We start from the raw sequence: 20,326 nt of genomic DNA, 5'->3' as shown, positions 1-20,326 counted from the left end.
AGAAAAGCGCCACATCAAATGGCGCTTTTCTTAGAAGTTTTAAACTTAGATAGATTCTCGACCATGAGGCGAATCCAAATCTAATTCAGGGCCTTTGGGTACCACTTGTGTTGGGTTGATACCGGTATGACTGAAATAGTAGTGACGCTTAATGTGGTAGAAGTCTGTGGTTTCTGCCACGCCTTCTACTTGGTATAGCTCTTTCAAATAGCCTTGAATGTTTGCGTAATCGGCAATGCGTTGTTTATTACATTTGAAATGACCTACGTATACCGCATCAAAGCGAACAAGGGTCGTAAACAAGCGCCAATCTGCTTCGGTGATTTTATTGCCCGCTAGATAACGATGCGTTGCAAGATAAGCATCGATTTTATCCAGTGCGGCAAACAGTGAATCAAACGCTTCTTCATAAGCTTCTTGTGTTGTCGCAAAACCACAACGGTATACGCCATTGTTCACGTTCGGATAAATGTAGTCATTCCACTCATCAATCACGCTTTGAAGTTGTTCTGGGTAATAATCATCATGATTGCCCGTTAATTCATTGAACTCGGAGTTGAACATACGGATGATTTCAGACGACTCATTCGACACGATGGTGTTGGTCTTTTTGTCCCACAAAACCGGAACAGTAACACGACCAGTGTAATCGGACTTAGCTTGAGTGTAGATTTGGTGCATACGAGTATGGCCAAATAGTGGCTCAGGTAAGCCCATCTGCCAACCTTCGCTGAGCATGTCTGGGCAAACGACCGTGACATCGATGTGCTTTTCCAAACCTTTTAGTCTGCGGAAGAGCAGCGTGCGGTGCGCCCACGGACAAGCAAGAGAAACGTAAAGGTGGTAACGGCCCGTTTCAGGTTGGAATGTCGCATCGGGTTTGTTCTTTATCCAATTACGAAAGCCCGCATCTTCACGAACGAACTTACCGCCATTAGATTTAGTCTCGTACCATACATCGTGCCAAACGCCCTCAACTAACTTACCCATGACTGCTCTCCTCTTAATTTGTTTTCCACTATATTAGCGAATCACGCAAAGCTTATAATCCGGCCACTTAGTCCATCTTGTTCAAGAATTTCGAATGAACTAATTCCGGCCAATATCGTAGGCATAAAAAAGCGCGCCCCTATAAAAGGAGCCGCGCTTAAGCCCGTCACAGGCTGAATTTAGTTACACTGCTACGTGTAGACAAGATACCGCGTGAACGTCTGAGCCTTCGATGTGTGGTCTGGTCTTCGCACACTCATCCGTCGCTTGAGGACAACGAGTACGGAACACACAACCAGAAGGAGGATTAATTGGTGATGGTAGATCACCTTCTAACATCTGAATCTTCTTGCTGCGTTCAATTTCTGGGTCCGGAATTGGAACCGCTGACATCAACGCACGTGTGTATGGGTGTTTTGGATCGGCAAACAATGCTTCCGCTTCACCCAGCTCAACAGCGTTACCTAGGTACATAACCAATACGCGGTCAGAGATGTGTTTCACCACTGACAAATCGTGCGCGATGAATACCAATGAAAGGCCAAGCTCTTTTTGAAGCTCTTTCAATAGGTTAACTACCTGAGCTTGAATCGATACGTCCAGCGCTGATACCGGTTCGTCACAGATGATCATCTTCGGCTTTAGAATAAGCGCACGAGCGATACCAATACGTTGACACTGACCACCTGAGAACTCGTGTGGGTAACGGTTAATAACGTTTGGCAGTAGACCTACCTTCGCCATCATCTCTTTAACGCGGTCTTTCACTTCTTGCTTAGTCAGTTCTGGGTAGAACGTCTCTAGCGGCTCAGCGATGATGTCACCCACTGTCATACGTGGGTTCAAAGAAGCCAAAGGATCTTGGAAAATCATTTGGATCTCTTTACGCGTTTCACGGCGTTGGACATCTTTCATCTTCGTTAGGTCTTGGCCCAACCAAACTACTTCGCCATCTGTTGCTTCAACCAAACCAATGATCGCGCGAGCAAACGTCGATTTACCACAGCCAGACTCACCTACTACCCCAAGAGTCTCACCTTCGTATAGACGAACGTTTACGCCGTCTACCGCTTTTAGGCTTGAAGGTTTTGCCCAAGGCCATGCTGATTTTGATGCAATGCTGAAGTGAACTTTCAGATCAGATACATCCAGAATTAGCTTTTTATCTGTACTCATTTGCTCCAAGCCTCCCATTCAGAAAAACATGCACGCTGACGGCCATCACCAAACGGCGTCAGAATTGGTGCTTCACGCTTACAACGATCCATCACACGGTGGCAGCGATCTTGGTAAGGACAGCCAGGTGGTAGACGAAGCAAGTTAGGCGGGTTGCCAGAAATCGTCGGCAGGATCTCGCCTTCTGTATCCAAACGAGGAATCGCCTTCAATAGACCTTCCGCGTAAGGGTGGCTTGGGTTGTAGAAGATTTCGTTCACAGTGCCGTACTCCATAGTACGACCTGCGTACATCACCAGTACTTTGTCACATGAACCCGCTACGACACCAAGATCGTGCGTGATCATGATAATTGCAGTGTTGAACTCAGATTTCAGTTCGTTCAGCAGATCCATGATCTGCGCTTGAACCGTAACGTCCAATGCCGTCGTTGGCTCATCCGCAATAAGCAGTTTTGGACGACACAATAGTGCCATTGCGATCATTACACGCTGACGCATACCGCCTGAGAACTCGTGTGGGTACATGGTGATACGCTTACGAGCTTCTGGGATTTTTACTGCTTCAAGCATGCGAACCGACTCTTCGAACGCTTCTGCTTTGCCCATACCTTTGTGCAGCATCAGTACTTCCATCAGCTGATCACTAACTTTCATGTATGGGTTAAGAGACGTCATCGGGTCTTGGAAGATCATCGCGATCTGTTCCGCACGAACCTTGTTCAGCTCTTTTTCTCGAAGGTTAAGGATTTCTCGGCCTTCAAATTTCGCGCTACCAGAGATAATACCGTTCTTAGCCAGTAGACCCATGATTGCGAATACAGTTTGTGACTTACCTGAACCAGACTCACCTACGATACCTAGGGTTTCACCTTGATTCAGAGAGAAGTTCAAATCGTTTACTGCGGTTACGATACCATCTTGCGTGGTAAATTCGACGCGCAGATCTTTGACATCTAATAAACTCATCATTGCTTCCTTTATTCTTTCTATTTTTAATTATCTGTCTTTTGGATCCAGCGCATCGCGCAGACCGTCACCAACGTAGTTGAAGCAGAATAGAGTCACAACCATGAATGCTGCTGGGAACGCCAGCTGCCAGATTGCCACTTCCATTGTTTGCGAACCTTCTTGTAGAAGTGCGCCCCAACTTGTCATTGGTTCCTGTACACCAAGACCAAGGAATGAAAGGAATGATTCAGTCAGAATCATGCTTGGGATAAGTAGAGTTGAGTAAACCGCTACGATACCCAGTACGTTTGGTACGATATGGCGAGTGATGATCTTCCACTTGCTCACACCACAAACGTGTGCCGCTTCAATAAACTCTTTACTACGTAGACTTAGCGTTTGACCACGTACGATACGAGCCATATCTAGCCACGCAATAGCACCGATAGCGACGAAGATAAGAACGATGTTACGGCCGAAGAATGTTACTAGTACGATAACTAGGAACATGAACGGAACCGCGTATAGGATTTCAAGAATACGCATCATGATACGGTCAACTTTACCGCCGATGAAGCCAGAAGCCGCACCGTAAAGCGTACCAATCACAACCGCAACCAATGCACCTAGAACACCAACCATAAGAGAGATACGACCGCCAATCAGCGTACGTACGTAAAGGTCTCGACCTAAGCTGTCAGTACCGAACCAGTGCTCTGCACTTGGACCAACGTGCATTGCGTACCAGTCTGTATCGTCAAATGTGTAAGGTGCCAGCATTGGCAGGAAGATTACCGCAAGGGTCATCAATGCAAGAATGAACAAGCTCACCATCGCCGCTTTGTTACGCATAAAGCGGATGCGGGCGTCTTGCCACAAACTACGGCCTTCAACTTCCAGGTTCTCTGCAAATTTCTCGACCGCTTCAAGATTCTCTTTTTTCGTTAACATAACCATACTTCCCTGTTAGTAGCGAATTTTCGGGTCAATCATTGCTAGCAGAATATCAACGATAGCGTTGAACAAGATGAATAGGAAACCAATCAGAATGGTTACACCCATTACTAGCGAGTAGTCACGGTTGAAGGCTGCGTTTACAAACAGCTTACCAATACCTGGCAGACCAAAGATAGTCTCAACAACTACCGAGCCGGTGATAATGCCGACAAACGCAGGTCCCATGTAAGACACTACAGGAAGTAGGGCTGGTTTTAATGCGTGTTTCAGGATGATGTAACGGTAGCTTAGACCTTTCGCACGGGCAGTACGGATAAAGTTACTGTTCAATGTCTCGATCATTGAACCACGAGTGATACGAGCAAACGTGGCGACATAAAGCAGTGACATTGCAATCACTGGCAGCACCAAATATTGCCATGAACCATCATGCCAACCGCCTGCAGGGAATAAATTCCAGTGGAGCGAGAACAAGTAAATCAAAGCTGGCGCCAACACGAAGGATGGCATTACTACCCCAAGCATCGCCGTAGACATAATGGTGTAGTCAAGCCACGAGTTTTGTTTGAGCGCGGCTATGGTCCCGATCGTCACCCCCAGGATGACCGTGAAGATAAAGGCAATGAAACCCACCTTCGCCGATACTGGTAGTGCTACCGAGATTAGCTCGTTTACTGTGTAATCTAAGTATTTGAATGAAGGACCAAAGTCGCCTTGGACAACGTTAGTCAAGTACGTGGTGTACTGCTCAAATACTGGCTTATCTAGGCCGTATTTGGCTTCAATGTTCGCCATAACTTCTGGCGGTAATGGACGCTCGCTCGAGAATGGGTTACCCGGTGCGAAACGCATAAGAAAGAAAGATACGGTGATCAAAACCAACATTGTTGGGATCGCCTCAAATATCCTTTTTGCGATGAATTTAAGCATAAACTCACTCTTTCAGTCTGTGACAGTTAAAAAAATTGATGATAGGCACCGCACGTCCCGTTGTTGGGACGTGTGGGCCTTATTCTTATAGTCTTGAAGCGACTTTAATTAGTCTGCTTTGATGTAAAGATCTTTGGTGTAGATCTTTTCTTCCGCGTTGTTAGCAGGGAAACCACCAACGTGCGGGTTTAGTAGACGAGAACGAACGTACTGGTAGATAGGCGCGATAGGCATATCTTGAGCCATCAGTTGCTCAGCTTCTAGGTAGATCTTGGTACGCTCTTCTTCTGAAGTCGACTTAATCGCTTTGTCGATCAGAGCATCGTACTCTTTGTTACCCCAGTGCTGACCACCAGTTGTGTTCGAGCTAACCATAAGGGTTAGGAATGAAGATGCTTCGTTGTAGTCGCCACACCAACCAGCGCGTGCTACTTCGAAATCACCTTGATCTTTCGTAGATAGGTAAGTTTTCCACTCTTGGTTTTCTAGCGTTACGTCTAGACCTAGAGTTTTTTTCCACATAGAACCAAGCGCTACTGCCAGTTTCTTGTGGTTCTCATCTGTGTTGTATAGAAGAGAGAACTTAAGAGGGTTGTCTTTGCCGTAACCCGCTTCTGCCAATAGGCGTGCCGCTTCTTCGTTACGCTCTTTTTGCGTCATCTTGCCGTAAGCTGGAAGCTCAGGGTTGAAGTGCGCAGTGATTTCAGGCGTTAGGAAGTAAGCAGGCTTCTGGCCTTGGCCAAGAATCGCGTTTGCTACGATGTTACGGTCGATAGCGTAAGAAATTGCTTTACGAACGCGAACGTCGTTGAAAGGCTCTTTCTTAGTGTTGAATGAGTAGTAGTAAGTACACAGGCTGCCTTCAACCGATACTGACTCTGGGTGCTCTTTCTTCAGACGCTTAAAGTGCTCAGTCGGCAGTTTAGACGTGAAGTCGATTTCACCAGATAGGAAACGGTTCATTTCAGCAACGCCGTTTTCGATTGGAAGGTACGTTACTTTGTTGATAACGGTTTTGTCGTTATCCCAGTACTGTTCGTTACGAACAAGCTCTAGACGCTCGTTCACAACCCAGTTGTTTACTACATAAGCGCCGTTACCTACGAAGTTTTCTGGTTTCGTCCATTGATCACCAAACTTCTCAACTGTCGCTTTATGTACTGGTTTCATTGTTGTGTGACCAGCCATCATTACAAAGTAAGGAACCGCTGTGTCTAGCTCAACCACAAGTGTGTGGTCGTCTGTCGCTTTAACACCTAGCTCGCTCTTGTCTTTTTTGCCCGCAACGATGTCTTTCGCGTTTTTCATCTTGGTGTATTCCATGTACCAAGAGTATGGCGAAGCGGTTGCAGGATCGACTGCACGCTGCCAGCTGTATACGAAATCTTGTGCTGTTACAGGATCGCCGTTAGACCATTTAGCGTCTTTACGTAGGTGGAAAGTGAAAGTTTTGTTGTCTGAGGTTTCCCAGCTCTCGGCTACACCAGGGATAGTATCGCCGTCTGCATTTTGGTTCACTAAGCCTTCAAGGAGATCACGAATCACATGCGACTCTGGAACACCTTGAGATTTGTGCGGGTCAATTGTTGCAACTTCGGTACCGTTACCGCGAACGATTTCTTGTTTCTCAGCAAGTTTAGTGCCTGCTGGAACGTCAGCAGCGAAAGCGGTAGTAGAAGAGGCAGCCACTGCCAGACCTGCACCTAGAAGAAGGGCTTGGGGGATTTTGTTCTTATACATGCGTAAAACTCCAAGTTTTTCATTAGCATCCATGACTTCTCTGCAAGGGACTGGAACGGTCAGAATTTTAGAATTTTTTAGCGCACTTTTTGAGCACAAAACACTAAAACCTTACAAAGACTGCGGCACACATTAGCAACCATTGAAGTAATTTGCCATAAAAATGTAGCAAAAAAACTAATAATTCTGTAAATAGTGCCCATATTTAGCAATAAATACCGCACAAAAAGTATTGAGTAGAGAAATACAGATTCGCATGGTCATTTGACAGGCAAAACTTTCGATAAATCTAAATTCAAACTCTTTGATAGCATCTTATGCTAGATATATGTACAAAAATTAACATTTATGACACATTGAGCCTAATTAATAATTGCATATATCTCGTTCGATATTTTTTATTGTGAACAAGGTCACCGAGAGGAGAAAGAGAGGAAAAATGGTGGTTTTGACGGCAAGTGGGAGTAGAAAGTGAGCTCGCTTTTTACGCTAAAAAAACAAAAAGCCAGACGCTATTAACATCTGGCTTTGAACGATTTGCTAGCAGAATAAAAAACTGCCCTACTTTTCCCAGCGCTGTGCAGCTCGATGATCGGTATCGCGAGACTCAATCCAGCGGTTTTCACTGGTGGTGCGCTCTTTTTTCCAGAATGGTGCTTTAGTCTTTAGAAAGTCCATAATGAACTCGCAAGCATCAAATGCCGCACCACGGTGTGCACTAGACACACCAACAAAAACGATTTGGTCACCAGTATCGAGATCACCAATACGATGGATAACACGAACGCCTAACAAAGGCCAACGAGATTCCGCCTCATCACAGATGTCGATCAGGCTTTTCTCCGTCATACCCGGATAATGCTCTAGGTGAAGACCAATCACATTGTCGCCAAGGTTCATATCTCGAACTTTACCGATGAAGGTCACTACCGCACCAGAAGACGTGCCTTCTGACAGGCGTTGGTACTCTTGATCGACCGAAAAGTCTTCAGCTTGTACAGAAACGCGAGGATCCATATTAGCCCCCTGTTACCGGTGGGAAGAAGGCAACTTCATCACCCGCTTTCACTGCTGTATCTAAAGGTACGATAGACTGGTTTACCGCTGACAGTAACTTACCTGGTTCTAGCGCTAAATCCCACTTGCCTTCTTTGTCAGCACCTGACTCAACAAGATGAGCTCGAATGGCTTCTACATTATCAAACTGGCCTTCAAGTTCTAGACCATCCATACCAACTAGCTCTCGCGTTTGAGCAAAGAAAAGTACTTTAATCATTATTCCGCCTTGAAGTGTCCAGATTTACCGCCCGTCTTCTCTAGGAGACGAACTTGTTCAATAACCATGTCTTTCTGCACCGCTTTACACATATCGTAAATCGTTAACGCCGCCACTGAAGCCGCCGTCAGCGCTTCCATTTCTACGCCTGTTTTACCCGCTAGCTTACATACAGATTCGATACGTACTTTGTTTTCTGCTTCGATAGCTTCCAGTTGAACTTCAACCTTAGAAAGTAACAGAGGGTGACAAAGAGGAATCAAATCCCATGTTTTCTTAGCTGCTTGAATACCAGCAATACGAGCCGTCGCAAACACATCACCTTTGTGGTGTTGGCCTGAAACAATAAGTTGCAATGTTTCTGGAGCCATGTGCACGAACGCTTCAGCACGTGCTTCACGAACGGTTTCCGCTTTTGCTGATACGTCCACCATGTTAGCTTCGCCAGACGCGTTGATATGTGTAAATTGGGTCATTGTTTTTCCTTCGCTTTTAGGAAAGGTTATACAGATAGGTGTGGCATGAAGTTACAAGGACGATGGCTTGCATCTAGCTGTTGCTTGATGATCTTCGTCCAACCAGTACGGCACGCACCAGTAGAACCTGGCATTGCAAAGATAACAGTGTGGTTAGCGAAACCAGCGATCGCACGAGACTGAATGGTTGAAGTACCAATCTCTTCGTAAGAAACCAAACGGAATAGTTCACCAAAACCTTCTACTTCTTTATCAAATAGTGGCTTAAGTGCTTCTGGCGTGCTGTCACGTGAGGTGAATCCCGTACCGCCAGTGATCATGATTGCCTGTACATTTTCGTCTGCAATCCATTGAGAAACGATCGCGCGGATCTTGTACATGTCATCGATAACGATCTGCTTATCCACTACGTTGTGACCCGCTTCTTTTGCGTGTTCAACTAGGTAACCACCAGAGGTGTCGTTTTCTTCAGTACGAGTGTCAGATACCGTCAGAACGGCAATGTTTGCAGGTTGAAATTTGCTTTCAGCGTGACCCATTTGTTCACCTATTCTCTATTTTTGCTTTGATACGCAGAGTATCGATTCTGGAAAAATCATCGAAAGCCACGTCAGCTCCTGATGTGAAATCTGATTGGAATTAACCGCCGATAGACGCGAGATGTGGCGTCATACCTGTGTTGCCATCGTGCAAGAAATGACTCACGGATTTCGTTTGCAGTTGCGCTTGAATACGTTCAATCAATTCATTTTCTTGCTCGTCACGCTCTAGTAGGTCACGCAGTTCCACGCCATGGTCACCGAACAGACACAGATGCAGTTTACCCAAAGCGGAGACACGAAGTCGGTTACAGCTCTCACAGAAGTCTTTTTCATATGGCATGATCAGGCCAATTTCACCCTTGTAATCTGGATGAACCAATACCTGTGCAGGGCCATCATTGTGAGAACGTACTTTGAGTAACCAACCATTGGCAATTAATTGATTGCGGATAGCGACACCAGAAACATGGTGCTTAGCAAACAGATCATCCATTTCTCCCGTCTGCATTAGCTCGATAAAACGCAGTTGGATAGGACGGTCTTTAATCCAGTTGAGGAAAGCAGGTAGTTCGTTGTGGTTGAGGTCTTTCATTAGTACCACATTAACTTTGACTTGCTCATAACCCACTTCAAATGCACGTTCGATACCATTCATCACTTCAGTGAACTTATTTTCACCTGTGATTTGATGGAACATACGTGGGTCAAGGCTATCCACACTCACGTTGATGTTGGTCAAGCCAGCTTCACGCCAGTCAGCAACTTGTTTTGTCATACGGTAGCCATTGGTCGTTGTCGCGACCTTTTTGATACCCGGCGTGGTTGCTACTGAGTGGATAATGTCAGTAAAGTCTTTGCGTAAACTCGGCTCACCACCTGTGATACGTACCTTTGAGGTACCACAATCTGCAAACGCTTTTACAACACGTTTGATCTCTGGGAGAGAAAGAAATGACGAGTTCTTATTGCCCGATGGCTTGTAGCCGTCAGGAAGGCAATAGGTACATTTAAAATTACAAACGTCAGTCACTGACAGACGCAAGTAATAGAACTTACGATGAAATTTGTCTTCGAATTGTTGCGCCACGGAACACCTTTCCAAACACGGGAGGCATAATCATTTCCAAGTATGCCCTTGTGACAGTATGTCACTGGCTCAAGACGCTTATCCTAAGACTTAGCATAGTGAGCTCGGAGTTATGGCAACCAGAGGAGGTAAACCCCTGATAGCTTTGCCGTGTAAAATACTTAATATTTGTAATGGAATCCAGACTTGAGTGATAAAAAACTCTCTAGAAACACAATTTACCGCTTAGTGAGTACCCCTTTGGCACTCATTAAGTTAAATTGTAGTCGTTTTTTACAAGATTATTAGAAGAACGTAATGAATATCTACACCGATAAGAAAGTGGTCGCAGTTGGCGGTGGTCACGGTTTGGGCCGTATGTTGGCGGCATTAAAAGATTTTGGCAGCAATGCAACGGGCATTGTGGCGACAACCGATAACGGTGGTTCAACTGGTCGTATCCGTCATTGTCAGGGTGGCATTGCTTGGGGTGACACGCGCAACTGTATCAACCAGTTGATCACCGAGCCATCGATCAGTTCGATGATGTTCGAATACCGCTTTAAAGGCACTGGTGAACTCGACGGACACAACCTCGGTAACCTAATGCTGACCGCACTGGATAACCTATCGGTACGCCCTCTCGATGCGATCAACCTTATCCGCAACATGCTGAAAGTGGACGTTCACATTCTTCCTATGTCTGAGCACCCTTCCGATCTCACCGCGTTGTCAGTGGATGGGCAGTGGGTGACGGGTGAAACCAACGTTGATGAGATGGACACCGATTTACGTCGCCTCGATCTATCACCAGAAGTTCCTGCAACGAAAGAAGCCGTGACTGCACTGGCAGAAGCAGACGTCATTATTCTTGGCCCTGGCAGCTTCTTAACAAGCATCATGCCGCCACTACTATTGCCAGAACTTGGTAAAGCGATTGCCGCTAACCAAAAAGCGAAAGTGATTTTTGTGGCGAACTTAAGCCCGGAATATGGCCCTGCCGGTCGAATGACGATGAAGCAAAAGCTTGAATGGTGTGAGCGCGCTTGCCAAGGCAGAAGAATAGATGTCGTATTGGCCGAAGAGACCGAACAAGAAGTTCTAGATAACTGGAACGTTGTCACTGAATCATTGGCGTCTACTAACCGCGATTGGCGTCACGACCGCGAAAAGCTGAAGCTTGCCATTGAGAGCCAGTTACTCACTGATTAATCATCAGTAAGCAAAGTTCATAAAAAAGCCCTTCTACATCGGAAGGGCTTCGTGTTTATAAACAGCTGTTATTGCTTTATTTGGTTATCTGAGTTGGTTACTTTGTCCAAGAGCGGTAAGTATCGCGAGTCACATGCAGTAAATCGAGCATTTCACCAACTTCATTCCCCTGCTCTGCCAACTGATTTGCTTTGGCTTGCTTATCAATGGCAATAGCCAGTTCACACAGTCGATCTGCACCAAAACTCGCTGCGCTGCTCTTCAACGCGTGGCTTATCTCTTTTAAGTAAACCAACTGCTCAGTACCTACAAGAGTGGATAGGTTGCTGATGTAGGTATCCATTTCCCCAAGAAAAATATCAAGCAAAACAGGAACATTGTCACGGCCAATTTCGGCAGAGAGTTCTTCAATTTTTTGCTGATTTAATACGTCCGTACTCATACGTTCTGTTTTTCGTCCTTGCTATTCCAAGCTTGCAACTTGCGATAAATCGTCGAAGGGCTGACATCTAGGTAGCCCGCAGCGCGTGGAATGTTGCCGTCACACGCCTGAATCGCCTGCTCGATGGCCATTTTTTCAGTCATCCAAAGCGGCATAATGTCTGACACCGTCATGATTTCAGGTTCAATAAATTTTGAAATCGATTGACGAACCACTGGTTGATTCAGTGGTGGGGGCAGCATGTCCAGAGTAATTTCTTTGCCGTTGTTCAGTACCACAATGTTGCGCAGTACGTTTTGCAACTGACGAACGTTACCCGGCCATTCGTAACTGTTGAAACGTTCAATCACATCTTGTGCAAAACGGATAAAACTCTTGCCTTCCTCGTGAGACATATAGCCCAGTAGCGAATACGCAATTTCAATCACGTCTTCGCCGCGCTCACGCAACGGTGGAAGGTGCAAAGGAATCACGTACAAACGGTAGTACAAGTCTTCACGGAAACGGCCTTCTTGCACTTCTTTCCAAGGGTCGCGGTTGGTCGCACATACGAATCGCACGTCAACACTCTTCATCTTTGAAGAGCCCACTTTTTGGAAAGTACCCGTCTGGATAAAGCGCAATAACTTAGTTTGAAGATCTAAGTCCATTTCACACAATTCATCAAGGAACAACGTGCCACCATCGGCAAGCTCAGCCGCACCTTGGCGATCATTCGCAGCACCGGTAAACGCGCCTTTTACGTGACCAAACAATTCACTTTCAATTAGATCTTTTGGGATCGCAGCACAGTTAATAGCGATAAACGGCTTATCACCACGTTTGCTTGCTGCGTGAATGGCTTCGGCACACACTTCTTTACCGGTACCACTTTCACCCGTGATGAAAATACTCGCTTTACTGCTCGCAGCGGAGTCAATGGTACGGTAAACCTGCTGCATGGTTTGGCTACTGCCGATAAAGCCTTGGTAATTTTGGTTACCCGGGTTATCCGCTTCATTCTTAAGCTTGGTTGCTTTGCGAATTGCGTTGTTCACCGTGACACGGAGACGGTCCGCTTCACATGGTTTGATTAAGAAGTCTTGAGAACCATGACGCATCGCTTCTACCGCAGTATCGATAGAGCCATGAGCTGTCATAAAGATGATTGGCACGTCTGGGTGGCTTTTCTTCACCGCGTGCAATACGTCCATCCCCGTCATATCAGGTAAGCGGAGATCGAGCAGAATCAGATCGGGAATTCGATGGTTCAGGCTTTCGATGGCGTCTCTGCCTGTTCCAACAATATTAATATCGATGCCGAGAGGCGTCAGGTAAGAACGGTACAATGCCGCAACGGATGCGGTGTCTTCTACCATTAGTAGATAACGAGACTTTTGACCTTCTGTTATTTGTTGCATAGCCTAGCCGATTTTTTGTTATGTTTTAAATAATAATCGCATTACGCTTTGCATTTTGCAAATAATCATTTGTTGGATTGTGGGTATTCTAACCAAATTAAACCGAATATCAACAGGTTAAATAATGGCACAAACCATGCTGTATAAATAGTGACCCCTCGGGTCACCTAGCCAACTGACGTTGTTAGTGAACGACATGTTCACAAAACGAGCCAATAGACCCGACTGCCTATTGGCTTCTTTTTTGTCTGTTGAACAGGGAATAATAAAATGCCCAAGCACCGTCTTCTGTAGACACAAGCACTAGGGCATTAAGGGGTACGTTGAATTAGCTATTGGCAATAAACTGAGCGCGCAACTTCTCTATCTCATCACGTTTTTGGGCTGCCAACTCAAACTCAAGCTCTTGAGCGTGTTGGTACATCGCTGCTTCCAAACGACTGATCTCTTTCTCCAACTGCTGTGGAGACATAATCTCGTAGGTTTGCGAAGGTTCTGCCACTTTCGATAGCGGCACTTGCTTAGTATTGCGCTGACGCTTCGACTTAGTGATATCACCCAATTCCATGATGTCTTTAATATTGCGCTTCAAAGCCTGAGGCTCAATACCCATCTCTGCGTTATACGCTTTTTGCTTCTCACGGCGACGGTCAGTTTCGTCCATCGCTTTCTTCATCGACTTAGTGATCGAATCCGCGTACAGAATCGCTTTACCTTCGATGTTACGAGCCGCACGGCCAATGGTCTGGATCAGTGAACGCTCAGAGCGCAAGAAACCTTCTTTATCCGCATCTAGGATTGCCACTAGTGAAACTTCTGGCATGTCCAACCCTTCTCGTAACAAGTTGATCCCTACCAGCACATCGAACTCGCCTAAACGAAGGTCGCGAATAATTTCAACACGTTCTACCGTATCAATATCAGAGTGAAGATAACGAACTCTCACATCGTGCTCATGTAGGTATTCGGTCAAGTCTTCTGCCATGCGCTTGGTTAACGTCGTCACTAGAACGCGCTCATCTTTCGCCGCTCGAATTCGAATTTCAGATAGCAAATCATCAACCTGAGTCGCTACCGGACGTACTTCCAACTCTGGGTCAAGTAGACCTGTCGGACGTACCACCTGATCAGCAATTTCATCGGCTGATTTTTCAAGCTCGTAGTTACCCGGTGTCGCCGAGACAAATATCGTCTGCGGAGAAATTGCTTCAAACTCTTCGAACTTCATCGGACGGTTATCCAATGCAGAAGGCAGGCGGAAACCAAACTCGACCAGCGTCTCTTTACGTGAACGGTCACCTTTATACATGGCACCAATTTGCGGAACTGTCACGTGGGACTCATCGATGATCAGCAAACCATCGTGAGGCAAATAGTCAAATAGTGTCGGTGGTGGCTCACCCTCAGCTCGTCCACTCAAGTAACGAGAGTAGTTTTCGATACCTGAACAGAAGCCCAGCTCATTCATCATCTCGATATCGAATTGGGTGCGTTGGCTGATGCGTTGTTCTTCTAGAAGCTTGTTGTTATCCAGTAGCAGCTTCTTACGTACCTCAAGCTCGTCTTTAATGCTTTCGATGGCATCAAGAATACGTTCTCGTGGCGTAACATAGTGCGTCTTTGGATAAATAGTATAACGCGGGAGGTCGCGCTGCTTGACCACACCAGTCAATGGGTCGAATACGCTGATGCAATCGACTTCATCGTCAAACATCTCTACGCGTACAGCATCTTGGTCTGATTCGGCTGGGAAGATGTCAATCACTTCACCACGAACGCGGAACTGGCCACGTTCAAATGCGACGTCATTGCGCGAGTATTGCAACTCTGCAAGGCGACGTAGCATATCGCGCTGATCAATCACATCACCGCGACGTAGGTGCAACATCATTTGCAGATACGATTCAGGATCACCCAAACCATAGATAGCCGATACCGACGCGACGATAATGGTATCTTTACGTTCTAGTAGTGCTTTTGTAGCGGACAAACGCATTTGTTCAATATGCGCGTTAACTGAAGCGTCTTTCTCTATAAAGGTATCCGTGGTCGGAACGTACGCTTCTGGTTGGTAGTAGTCGTAGTACGACACAAAGTATTCCACCGCGTTATTGGGGAAGAAAGACTTCATTTCGCCGTACAATTGAGCAGCTAAGGTTTTGTTAGGGGCAAGAAGAATCGCTGGTCGCTGTGCTTCTGCGATAACATTTGCCAGTGTGAATGTTTTACCAGAGCCAGTTACGCCCAATAATGTCTGATGAGCAAGACCTGCATCTAACCCTTCTAACAACTGCTTAATCGCGGTTGGCTGATCACCGGATGGTTGATACTCAGAGACCAGTTCATAAACTTTACTCATACCCTTCCTCAAATTTACTGCACTTTGGCTGTATATATACACCTTATTAGATGAAATCTACGTCTATTTTAGATTTATAGCTCATTGTTACTAATTTTTGTGCTTTCTCTATTTTGATCTAGCCTTAGTCTGGTGACTCTGTTATAGTCTTTCGCCCTACTTGGTGATACTCCCCAAATCATCACAATTTAATTTCCACAACTTTTCCCCAGAAAGACCTAATATTATCCTTTATCCCCAAAAGGCTGAATTTTATCCACTTTAACTAATTCTGCGTCAATCTAAATAAATCACTGTTTTATTTGCTTATTCAGTGCCTATTTCTGCTTAAAAATTCAAAACAAAACAACACTATTGCATATAAAAGATCTTTACTCAGATCTCATCAACATAGTTATCCACAAATTTGGTGGATAAGTAACTCCAGCCCTTTACTGGCAAGGATTACAAGAAAGTAAAGATAAAATTCCATTATTTTTTACTAGAAATGTGTTTTTTAGGTGTTGACAGAAATATAGGTGCTCGGTAAGATTCGACCCGCTTTCAAGCAAAGCAATTCCTCCTTAGCTCAGTCGGTAGAGCGACGGACTGTTAATCCGCAGGTCGCTGGTTCGAATCCAGCAGGAGGAGCCAAATTCCAAACAAAGCCGTGTCGAAAGACGCGGCTTTTTCGTATCTGCTCCTCTAGAATCTCAGCACAAATAAGCTTAGTAAATACAGTTACACAATCTCTTCATGCACACCGCTTCTTCCTAATTCGAATGACGGCAAATCTGCTCATTACTCTGTTTTACTTTTAATTCGCCGATAAATTCACGATACCAAACATTAAATGTGTGGTTCCAAAAGCAAAAGCCAACCATAAACCTATGATTTAAATATTAATGCATTTTAGTCATTTGAAAAATAAAAAGCATTCATCTTACTCATAGATGGTAAGTCCATACGATTGAAAGGGTTAAGAATGGTTCCGTCCTACTCGTCGCCTCCATTCTATTTATCAATAACTTAGGGATTTACTAATGACTATTCCGACGACTGATATGCTTGACGCATGGACTGGATTCGCTGCTGGTGAATGGCAAAATGCTGTCAACACTCGTGACTTCATCCAAAAAAACTACACCCCTTATGAAGGAGACGAGTCCTTCTTAGCTGAGGTAAGTGAATCTACGTCAGCATTGTGGAACCAAGTGCTTGAAGGCATTAAACAAGAAAGCCGCACACACGCGCCTGTTGATTTCGATACCGATCTGCCATCAACGATTACTTCTCACGATGCGGGTTACATCAACAAAGATTTAGAAAAGATCGTTGGCTTACAAACCGAACAGCCACTCAAACGTGCCATTATCGCCAATGGCGGCATTCGTATGGTGAAAAACTCGTGCGAAGTGTACGGTCGAGAGCTAGACCCAACCGTAGAAAAGATCTTCACTGAATACCGTAAAACTCACAACAAAGCGTGTTTCGATCTTTACACCAAAGAAATCCTTGCGTGTCGTAAATCAGGTATCATCACTGGTCTTCCTGATGCCTATGGCCGTGGTCGTATCATTGGTGACTACCGTCGTATCGCCCTTTACGGTATCGACTTCTTAAAAGCGGACAAAAAAGAGCAATACAACTCGACACAAACTTTCCTAGAGCGCGGTGGCGATCTTGAGAAAACGCTTCGTCTACGCGAAGAAATTGCAGACCAAGTTCAAGCGCTTGAAGACATTCGTCAAATGGGTTTGAAATACGGCATTGATATGTCGCTACCTGCAAAAACAGCGCAAGAAGCGATTCAATTTACCTACTTTGGTTACTTGGCCGCAGTTAAATCACAAAATGGCGCAGCAATGTCATTAGGTCGTACATCGACTTTCCTAGACGTATACCTAGAGCGTGATATCGCAAATGGCTTGATTGATGAATCACAAGCGCAAGAGATGATCGACCACTTCATCATGAAACTGCGCATGGTTCGCTTCCTTCGTACACCAGAATACGATTCATTGTTCTCTGGCGACCCAATCTGGGCAACAGAAGCAATGGCAGGTATGGGGGTTGATGGCCGTACACTAGTATCTAAAACGACATTCCGATACTTACATACGCTACATACTATGGGTCCTGCTCCTGAACCAAACATGACGATTCTTTGGTCAGAGCAATTACCTGAAGCGTTCAAGCAATACGCTGCAAAAGTGTCGATTGATACCTCTTCTGTTCAATACGAAAACGACGATCTAATGCGTCCTGATTTCGACAATGACGACTACGCGATCGCATGTTGTGTGAGCCCGCAGATTGTTGGTCAGCACATGCAATTCTTTGGTGCACGTGCCAACCTTGCAAAAGCACTGCTTTACACCATCAATGGTGGTATCGATGAAAAATCGAAAGCGCAAGTGGGTCCAGTCGTGGACAAAGTTCAAGATGAAATTCTCGACTTTGACGCTTTGATGCCACGCTTCGACAACATGTTGGAATGGCTTGCAACGCAATATGTCACAGCGTTGAACATCATCCATTACTCGCATGACCGTTACAGCTACGAAGCATCACTGATGGCATTAATGGATCGCGACGTGCACCGCACTATGGCGTGTGGTATTGCAGGTCTGTCTGTTGTCGCTGACTCTTTGGCGGCAATTAAATACGCGACCGTGAAGCCTGTTCGTGATGAAGATGGCATCGCCGTTGATTTTGAAATCGAAGGTGATTATCCAAAATTTGGTAACAACGATGCCCGTGTTGATGACATCGCTTGTGATCTGGTTGAGCGCTTCATGAAGAAAATTCAGAAGATGCACACCTACCGCGAAGCAGTGCCAACTCAATCGATCCTAACGATCACATCTAACGTGGTTTACGGCAAAAAAACGGGTAACACACCAGATGGCCGTCGCGCAGGTATGCCTTTTGGCCCAGGTGCAAACCCAATGCACGGCCGTGATGAAAAAGGTGCGGTTGCGTCTTTGGCATCGGTATCTAAACTGCCGTTTGCTTACGCGAAAGATGGTATTTCTTACACCTTCTCAATTGTGCCTAACGCACTGGGTAAAGATGAATTAAGTCAGAAGAAAAACCTAGCGGCGCTAATGGATGGCTACTTCCATCACGAAGCAAGCAACGAAGGCATTGCGATTGAAGGTGGCCAACACCTTAACGTCAACGTTCTTAACCGAGAGATGTTATTGGATGCGGTTGAACATCCAGAGAAATACCCTCAGTTGACGATTCGAGTGTCCGGCTACGCAGTACGTTTTAACTCGCTAACTCGAGAGCAACAACAAGACGTGATCAGCCGAACTTTCACAGAAAAACTGTAATCGCAAGATTATAAAATAATCAAAGCTCATACCTCTAACTCATTAGGGGTATGAGCTTTTGTCGTTTCTGGCGAACCATACGAAGTGATACCAAAACCATCAACAACGCGTGCGTTAAATCAGTGGCGGTAATTGCGTTTTTCTTTGTTAACAACCATTCACCAAACTTTTCAATTTCTTATTAATTCATCCACTCACATCACATACACGTATAATTTTCCATCGGGTGCATAAAACCACACCGTTCTCTGGTTGTTATTGGTGTCACAAAACACGATAATATTGGGATCGGATTTTAAGAACGTAATAACTATGACCGAATATATTTTGTTGTTGGTCGGCACTGTGCTGGTGAACAACTTTGTACTGGTGAAGTTTTTAGGCTTGTGTCCTTTTATGGGCGTGTCTAAAAAACTGGAAACAGCAATTGGCATGGGCTTAGCTACAACTTTTGTACTAACGCTCGCGTCTGTGTGTGCATACTTGGTGGAAAGCTATGTTTTGCGTCCACTGGGCATCGAATATCTACGAACCATGAGCTTTATTTTGGTGATCGCTGTTGTTGTACAGTTCACTGAAATGGTCGTGCACAAAACCAGCCCGACGCTGTATCGTCTGTTAGGTATCTTCCTACCTCTGATCACAACGAACTGTGCGGTTCTGGGTGTTGCTCTACTTAACATCAATGAAAACCACAACTTTATCGAATCGATCATTTACGGTTTTGGCGCTGCGGTTGGCTTCTCTTTGGTACTTATCCTATTTGCGTCAATGCGTGAACGTATTGCTGCAGCTGATGTACCTGTGCCATTTAAAGGCGCATCGATTGCGATGATCACCGCAGGCCTTATGTCTCTTGCCTTTATGGGCTTTACAGGTTTGGTGAAGTAAACGATGAGTACGATTTTAATTGCGATCATCGCTCTTGCTGCCCTCGCCGCTGTATTCGGGGCGATACTCGGTTTTGCTTCGATTCGCTTCAAAGTCGAAGCGGATCCGATTGTCGATCAAATCGACTCTATTCTCCCGCAAACTCAGTGTGGTCAGTGCGGCTACCCAGGTTGTCGTCCATACGCTGAAGCGATCGCGAACGGCGACAAAATCAATAAATGTCCTCCAGGTGGTCAAGCAACCATCGAAAAACTAGCAGATCTGATGGGCGTCGAAGCGGAAGAGTCGGCACACGATCTCGACAGCAAAGTCAAAACCGTTGCTTTCATCCATGAAGACATGTGTATCGGTTGTACCAAGTGTATTCAAGCGTGTCCTGTGGATGCGATTGTTGGTGGTACTAAAGCCCTTCATACCGTGATCAAAGACGAATGTACGGGTTGTGACTTGTGCGTTGCGCCTTGTCCAACTGACTGTATTGAAATGATTCCTGTGGAAACCACCACAGAGAGCTGGAAATGGAAACTTAACGCAATTCCAGTGGTTAACATTACGGATGCTGCCAACGCAGCGAACGTGACTGATTCAATTAAATAAGG

General features: G+C 45.5%; 18 protein-coding genes, 1 tRNA gene and 1 riboswitch. Of the genes, 5 read left to right on the top strand and 14 right to left on the bottom strand.

Annotated elements, in window-relative coordinates; translation table 11 throughout:
• Positions 1-45: 45 nt before the first annotated feature.
• From H735_RS01925 to moaA, 11 genes are all read right to left on the bottom strand, one after another.
• Complete coding sequence (locus tag H735_RS01925) at positions 46-990, bottom strand: glutathione S-transferase family protein (RefSeq protein WP_020196376.1); 945 nt, start codon at positions 988-990, stop codon at positions 46-48.
• A gap of 183 nt (positions 991-1,173) precedes the next feature.
• On the bottom strand, positions 1,174-2,166 hold the full coding sequence (gene oppF, locus H735_RS01920) for a murein tripeptide/oligopeptide ABC transporter ATP binding protein OppF (RefSeq protein ID WP_005439644.1): 993 nt from the start codon (positions 2,164-2,166) through the stop codon (positions 1,174-1,176).
• Positions 2,163-3,134 carry an ABC transporter ATP-binding protein gene (gene oppD / locus H735_RS01915; RefSeq protein ID WP_020196375.1) on the bottom strand — a complete coding sequence of 324 codons (972 nt, stop codon included), beginning with the start codon at positions 3,132-3,134 and terminating at the stop codon, positions 2,163-2,165. The genes oppF and oppD overlap by 4 nt, the downstream gene beginning before the upstream one ends.
• A gap of 30 nt (positions 3,135-3,164) precedes the next feature.
• Positions 3,165-4,067, bottom strand: coding sequence for an oligopeptide ABC transporter permease OppC (gene oppC / locus H735_RS01910; RefSeq protein WP_020196374.1), 903 nt, complete (start codon positions 4,065-4,067; stop codon positions 3,165-3,167).
• Between the two features lie 15 nt (positions 4,068-4,082).
• Positions 4,083-5,003 (bottom strand): oligopeptide ABC transporter permease OppB, encoded by a 921-nt coding sequence (gene oppB / locus H735_RS01905; protein WP_005433208.1) that lies wholly within the window; start codon positions 5,001-5,003, stop codon positions 4,083-4,085.
• 108 nt (positions 5,004-5,111) lie between these two features.
• Positions 5,112-6,743 carry an ABC transporter substrate-binding protein gene (locus H735_RS01900; RefSeq protein WP_020196373.1) on the bottom strand — a complete coding sequence of 544 codons (1,632 nt, stop codon included), beginning with the start codon at positions 6,741-6,743 and terminating at the stop codon, positions 5,112-5,114.
• Between the two features lie 561 nt (positions 6,744-7,304).
• Positions 7,305-7,760 carry a molybdopterin synthase catalytic subunit MoaE gene (gene moaE / locus H735_RS01895; protein ID WP_020196372.1) on the bottom strand — a complete coding sequence of 152 codons (456 nt, stop codon included), beginning with the start codon at positions 7,758-7,760 and terminating at the stop codon, positions 7,305-7,307.
• A 1-nt stretch (position 7,761) separates the two neighbouring features.
• A complete protein-coding gene (gene moaD, locus H735_RS01890; protein WP_020196371.1) occupies positions 7,762-8,019 on the bottom strand; it encodes a molybdopterin synthase sulfur carrier subunit in 258 nt (85 codons plus the stop codon).
• Positions 8,019-8,495 (bottom strand): cyclic pyranopterin monophosphate synthase MoaC, encoded by a 477-nt coding sequence (gene moaC, locus H735_RS01885; RefSeq protein WP_005439664.1) that lies wholly within the window; start codon positions 8,493-8,495, stop codon positions 8,019-8,021. Before moaC ends, moaD begins: the two co-directional genes overlap by 1 nt.
• A 26-nt stretch (positions 8,496-8,521) precedes the next feature.
• Positions 8,522-9,034, bottom strand: a complete 513-nt coding sequence (moaB, locus tag H735_RS01880; RefSeq protein WP_005433210.1) for a molybdenum cofactor biosynthesis protein B — start codon at positions 9,032-9,034, stop codon at positions 8,522-8,524.
• Between the two features lie 100 nt (positions 9,035-9,134).
• On the bottom strand, positions 9,135-10,124 hold the full coding sequence (gene moaA / locus H735_RS01875; protein WP_020196370.1) for a GTP 3',8-cyclase MoaA: 990 nt from the start codon (positions 10,122-10,124) through the stop codon (positions 9,135-9,137).
• A riboswitch (molybdenum cofactor riboswitch) is annotated at positions 10,113-10,246 on the bottom strand. (Overlaps the previous gene by 12 nt.)
• A gap of 175 nt (positions 10,247-10,421) precedes the next feature.
• Here moaA and H735_RS01870 point away from each other — a divergent pair.
• Positions 10,422-11,315, top strand: a complete 894-nt coding sequence (locus H735_RS01870) for a YvcK family protein (RefSeq protein ID WP_020196369.1) — start codon at positions 10,422-10,424, stop codon at positions 11,313-11,315.
• Positions 11,316-11,412: 97 nt separating this feature from the next.
• Here the strand turns inward: H735_RS01870 and luxU are convergent, their stop codons facing one another.
• The 3 genes from luxU to uvrB form a co-directional block, all read right to left on the bottom strand.
• Positions 11,413-11,757 (bottom strand): quorum-sensing phosphorelay protein LuxU, encoded by a 345-nt coding sequence (gene luxU / locus H735_RS01865; protein ID WP_020196368.1) that lies wholly within the window; start codon positions 11,755-11,757, stop codon positions 11,413-11,415.
• Entirely contained in the window at positions 11,754-13,157 is a 1,404-nt protein-coding gene (gene luxO, locus H735_RS01860) for a quorum-sensing sigma-54 dependent transcriptional regulator LuxO (protein ID WP_005439670.1), read from the bottom strand. The genes luxU and luxO overlap by 4 nt, the downstream gene beginning before the upstream one ends.
• Positions 13,158-13,485: 328 nt before the next feature.
• On the bottom strand, positions 13,486-15,516 hold the full coding sequence (gene uvrB / locus H735_RS01855) for an excinuclease ABC subunit UvrB (RefSeq protein ID WP_020196367.1): 2,031 nt from the start codon (positions 15,514-15,516) through the stop codon (positions 13,486-13,488).
• 557 nt (positions 15,517-16,073) lie between these two features.
• Here uvrB and H735_RS01850 point away from each other — a divergent pair.
• The 4 genes from H735_RS01850 (at position 16,074) to rsxB (ending at position 20,324) form a co-directional block, all read left to right on the top strand.
• Positions 16,074-16,149, top strand: a tRNA-Asn gene (locus H735_RS01850).
• A 389-nt stretch (positions 16,150-16,538) separates the two neighbouring features.
• Entirely contained in the window at positions 16,539-18,836 is a 2,298-nt protein-coding gene (pflB, locus tag H735_RS01845) for a formate C-acetyltransferase (RefSeq protein WP_020196366.1), read from the top strand.
• A 312-nt stretch (positions 18,837-19,148) separates the two neighbouring features.
• Positions 19,149-19,727, top strand: coding sequence for an electron transport complex subunit RsxA (rsxA, locus tag H735_RS01840; RefSeq protein ID WP_005425202.1), 579 nt, complete (start codon positions 19,149-19,151; stop codon positions 19,725-19,727).
• A gap of 3 nt (positions 19,728-19,730) precedes the next feature.
• Complete coding sequence (rsxB, locus tag H735_RS01835; RefSeq protein ID WP_005439677.1) at positions 19,731-20,324, top strand: electron transport complex subunit RsxB; 594 nt, start codon at positions 19,731-19,733, stop codon at positions 20,322-20,324.
• Positions 20,325-20,326: the final 2 nt, after the last annotated feature.

Source organism: Vibrio owensii CAIM 1854 = LMG 25443, assembly GCF_000817815.1.
GTDB classification, from domain to species: Bacteria; Pseudomonadota; Gammaproteobacteria; order Enterobacterales; family Vibrionaceae; genus Vibrio; species Vibrio owensii.
This window is presented reverse-complemented; position numbering and strand designations above follow the sequence as displayed.